Genomic DNA, 4,888 nt, shown 5'->3' on the forward strand with positions numbered 1-4,888 from the left:
GCCGCGGCCCTGCCGGCGCCGCCGGCCCTGCCGGCGCCGCCGAGCAACCGACGCAGTGACTGACCGCTCGACCGCCAGCCCCTGCCAGGAACCTCAGATGTCGCGGAAGACCTCGATGGTCGCGCCCAGGGCGTTGAGGCGCTCGGCCAGGTCCTCGTAGCCGCGGTTGATGACGTAGACGTTGCGCAGCACCGACGTGCCGGGCGCGGCGAGCATCGCTAGCAGCACGACGACGCCGGGACGCAGGGCCGGAGGGCACATGACCTCGGCCGCGCGCCACCGGGTGGGTCCCTCGACGATGACGCGGTGCGGGTCGAGCAGCTGCACCTTGGCGCCGACCTTGGTCAGCTCGGTCAGGTAGATGGCGCGGTTCTCGTAGACCCAGTCGTGGATCATGGTGCTGCCCTCGGCCACCGCGCCGATGAGCGCGAAGAACGGCAGGTTGTCGATGTTGAGCCCGGGGAAGGGCATCGGGTGGATCTTGTCGATGGGGGCGTGCAGCGGGCCGGGGATCGTCGTGAGGTCGACGAGGCGGGTCTTGCCGTTGGCCGAGGTGTACTCAGCCGACAGGTCGTACTTCATCCCCATGCCGTCGAGCGTGGCCAGCTCGATCTCGATGAACTCGATCGGCACCCGGCGGATCGTGATCGAGCTGTCGGTCACGACGGCAGCGGCGATGAGGCTCATCGCCTCGATCGGGTCCTCGCTGGGGGAGTACTCGACATCGACGTCGATCTCGGCGACCCCGTGCACGGTCAGGGTGGTCGTCCCGATGCCCTCGATGCGCACGCCGAGCTTCTCGAGGAAGAAGCACAGGTCCTGGACCATGTAGTTGGGGCTGGCGTTGCGGATGACGGTGGTGCCGGCGTGGCGCGCGGCCGCCATGAGGACGTTCTCGGTGACCGTGTCACCGCGCTCGGTGAGGACGATGGGGCGCTGCGGGCTGACGGAGCGGTCCGAGTGGGCCTCGTAGAAGCCGTGCGTCGCGGTGACCTCGAGCCCGAACGCGCGCAGCGCACTCAGGTGCGGCTCGACGGTGCGGGTGCCGAGGTCGCAGCCACCGGCATACGGCAGCTGGAAGGACTCGTGCTCGTGGAGCAGGGGGCCGAGGAACATGATCACCGTGCGGGTGCGGCGCGCGGCGGCGACGTCGATGCCCTCGAGGTTGAGCTCGGCCGGCGGGATGATCTCGAGGTCGCTGCTGTCGGGCAGCCAGCGCGTGCGCACGCCGATTGACGCGAGCACCTCGAGGATCCGGTTGACCTCCTCGATGCGGGCGAGGTTGCGCAGGGTCGTACGGCCACGGTTGAGCAGCGCCGCGCAGAGCAGCGCCACCGCAGCGTTCTTGGAGGTCTTGACGTCGATGGCGCCGGTCAGCTTCTGGCCGCCGACGATGCGCAGGTGCTGCGGGCCGGAGTGTCCGAGTGAGACGAACTCCGAGTCGAGGGCGTCGCCGATCTTGGCAAGCATCTCGAGGCTGAGGTTCTGCTTGCCCTGCTCGATGCGGGTGACCGCGCCCTGGGAGCTGCCGAGCAGGTCGGCAAGGTCAGACTGGGTCATGCCCTTGTGGCGTCGGGCGTCGCGGATGAGTCCGCCGATCCGGGTCAGGTAGGTCTGAGTCACGAGCACGAGGCTAACTCATATATGAGTTATGGCAAATCACCCACGCCGCGTGGCCACGGACCCCGTGCGTGCGGGGTCCGGGGCGCCCCGCGGCCGGCAGGGGACGTATGCCGTGTGGTGGCGCTGGCGGGCGTGGGGGAGCCCGTCAGGCGCGGGCGTCGGCGACGCCGGCGGGCAGGAAGCGCGAGCCCGTGACGGACTCGGCGACGCCCGTCCGGTCGAGCAGAGGCGTGATGCCGCCGTTCCAGAACTGGAAGCCCGCGCCGGTGATCATGGCCAGGTCGATGTCCATCGGGGCCTGGGCAACACCTTCGTCGAGCATCCGGCGCGCCTCGTCGGCCAGGACGGTGAGCACCCGCTGGCGCACCTGAGCGAGGTCGAGCACGACCGGTTCGGCCGGCTTCTCGATCAGCCCGGCGACCTCGGGGTCGAGCACGGGACGGCCCGAGCTCAGGTCGTAGAAGCCGCGCTTGCCGGCCGCGACGATCCGCTGGAGCGTCGGAGAGGCGTGGAACCGGTCGGGGAAGGCCTTCACGAGCGTCTCGCCGTTGTGCAGCGCGATCGCCGGACCGACGAGCCCGATGAGGACGAACGGCGGCATGGGCGCGAGACCGGCGAAGGCCCGGTCCACGACTTCGATCGGCGTGCCCTCGTCGAGGATCTTCGCGGCCTCGCCCATGAAGCGGCCGAGGAGGCGGTTGACGATGAACGACGGCCGGTCGGCGGCACGGATGCACGTCTTCTTCAGCGCCTTGCCGACCGCGAATGCCGTTGCGAGAGTGGCGTCGTCGGTGCGCTCGCCCGGGATGATCTCGAGCAGCGGCATGACGGCGACCGGGTTGAAGAAGTGGAAGCCGACGACGCGCTCGGGGTGCTCCAGACGCGAGGCCATCTCGGCGATCGAGAGGCTCGAGGTGTTCGTCGCGAGCACGCACTCGGCCGAGACGACGGCTTCGACCTCGGCGAAGACCTGCTGCTTGACCGACATCTCCTCGAAGACCGCCTCGATGACGAAGTCGGCATCGGCGAAGCCGTCCTTGCTCGTCGACCCGGTCACGAGCGCCTTGTAGCGGTTCAGCTTGTCGGAGTTCAGCCGGCCCTTGCCGGCGAGCTTGTCGAGCTCGGCGTGGACGTAGCCGACGCCCTTGGCGACGCGCTCGTCGTCGATGTCGGTCAGCACGACCGGCGCCTGGAGGCGCTGGATGAAGAGCAGCGCGAGCTGGCTCGCCATGAGGCCGGCCCCGACGATGCCGACCTTGGTGACCTTCCGGGCGAGGCTCTTGTCGGGCGCCCCGGCGGGCCGCTTGGCGCGCTTCTGCACGAGGTCGAAGGCGTAGAGCCCCGCGCGCAGCTCGTCGCTCATCAGCAGGTCGGCCAGCACCTCGTCCTCGGCGGCGAAGCCCTCCTCGCGGGTCGCGGTGCGCGCGGCAGCGAGCAGGTCGAGCGCGGCATACGGGCTCCTGGCCTGGCGGCCCGTCTTGACGTCGGCGAGGCCCTTGGCCCTGGCGATCGCGGCGTTCCACGCGGTCTCGTCGCGGTCGACCTCGGCACGCTCGACCGTGACCTCGCCCGACAGGACGCGGGCGGCCCAGGCGATGGACTCCTCGAGGAAGTCGGCCGGCTCGAGGAGCGCGTCGGCCATGCCGAGCTGGTAGGCGTCGACGCCCCCCAGCATGCGGTTCTGGCTCAGCGGGTTGTCGATGACGACGGTGAGCGCCTTGTCGATGCCGACGAGGTTGGGCAGCATCCAGCAGCCGCCCCAGCCGGGGACGAGGCCGAGGAAGACCTCGGGGAGAGCGACGGCCGGGACGCCCGCGCTCATCGTGCGGTAGGTCGCCGACAGCGCCAGCTCGACGCCGCCGCCCATCGCCGCGCCGTTGACGAAGGCGAAGGTCGGCACCGGCAGGTCGGAGAAGGCGGCGTATGCCGCGTGGCCGGCTCGGGCGATCTCGAGCGCCTGGTCGCGCGACCCGATGAAGGGCACGCCGGTGAGGTCGGCACCCACGGCGAAGACGAAGGGCTTGCCGGTGACGGCGACGGCGACGATCTCCCCGGCCTCGGCGCGCTCCCGGAGGCGGGCGATCGTCTCGGTGAGGCCGGCGATCGACTGCGGGCCGAAGGTGTTGGGCTTGGTGTGGTCGAAGCCGTTGTCGAGCGTGACGAGGGCGAGCGTGCCAGCACCACCCGGGAGGTCGATGTCGTGGACGGGCGTACGGGTCACGACCTCGCTCGCGAAATCGGCTGCAGCCGTGGGCTTCTCGGTCGTGGCGGTCACGCGACGTCCTCCTTCTCGATCGAGGCGACGTAGTCCTCGTGGTGCGGGTTCTCCCAGATGACGGCGCCGCCCATGCCGATGCCGATGCACATGGCGGTGAGGCCGTAGCGGACCTCGGGGTGCTCCTCGAACTGGCGCGAGAGCTGGTTCATGAGCCGCACACCGGAGCTCGCGAGCGGGTGGCCGGTGGCGATGGCTCCGCCGTACTCGTTGACGCGGGGGTCGTCGTCGGCGATGCCGAAGTGGTCGAGGAAGGCGAGCACCTGCACGGCGAACGCCTCGTTGAGCTCGAAGAGGCCGATGTCCTCGATCGTGAGGCCCGCCTTGGCGAGCGCCTTCTCGGTGGCCGGGACCGGGCCGACGCCCATGACCTCGGGCTCGACGCCGACGAACGAGAACGACACCAGGCGCATGCGCACCGGCAGGCCGAGGTCGGTCGCGGCCTGCTCGGAGGCGAGGAGGCACGCGGTCGCACCGTCGTTGAGGCCGGCGGCGTTGCCAGCCGTCACGTTGCCGTGGGCGCGGAAGGGGGTTCCCAGCTGGCCCAGGTCGTCGACGGTCGTGCCGGGGCGCGGCGGCTCGTCGGCGGTGGCGAGGCCCCAGCCCTTCTCGGCGTGACGGGTGGCCACGGTGACGAGGTCGCGCTGGATCTTGCCGTCGGCATACGCCTGCGCGAGCTTGTCCTGGCTGCCGACGGCGAAGGCGTCGGAGCGCTGCTTCGTCAGCTGCGGGAAACGGTCGTGGAGGTTCTCGGCGGTCTTGCCCATGACGAGCGCGTCGGGGTCGACGATCTTCTCGGACACTATGCGCGGGTTGGGGTCGACGCCCTCGCCCATGGGGTGGCGGCCCATGTGCTCGACGCCACCGGCGATGGCGATGTCGTAGGCGCCGAACGCGATCGAGCTCGCGGTGTTGGTCACCGCGGTCATGGCACCTGCGCACATCCGGTCGACGGAGTAGCCGGGCGTCGTGTTCGGCAGTCCCGAGAGG

3 protein-coding genes are annotated in these 4,888 nt (G+C 70.5%); all 3 read right to left on the bottom strand.

The features are described 5' to 3' along the window. Positions 1–93: 93 nt before the first annotated feature. Complete coding sequence (locus AC1DP0_RS20025) at positions 94–1,623, bottom strand: helix-turn-helix domain-containing protein (RefSeq protein WP_478087990.1); 1,530 nt, start codon at positions 1,621–1,623, stop codon at positions 94–96. A 145-nt stretch (positions 1,624–1,768) separates the two neighbouring features. Continuing rightward, entirely contained in the window at positions 1,769–3,898 is a 2,130-nt protein-coding gene (locus AC1DP0_RS20030; protein ID WP_478087992.1) for a 3-hydroxyacyl-CoA dehydrogenase NAD-binding domain-containing protein, read from the bottom strand. Next, positions 3,895–4,888 (bottom strand): thiolase family protein (locus AC1DP0_RS20035; protein ID WP_478087994.1); only part of this gene is annotated, 994 nt, incomplete at its 5' end. The genes AC1DP0_RS20035 and AC1DP0_RS20030, both read right to left, overlap by 4 nt.

The sequence above is a fragment of the Terrabacter sp. P5_B1 genome (genome assembly GCF_056400505.1).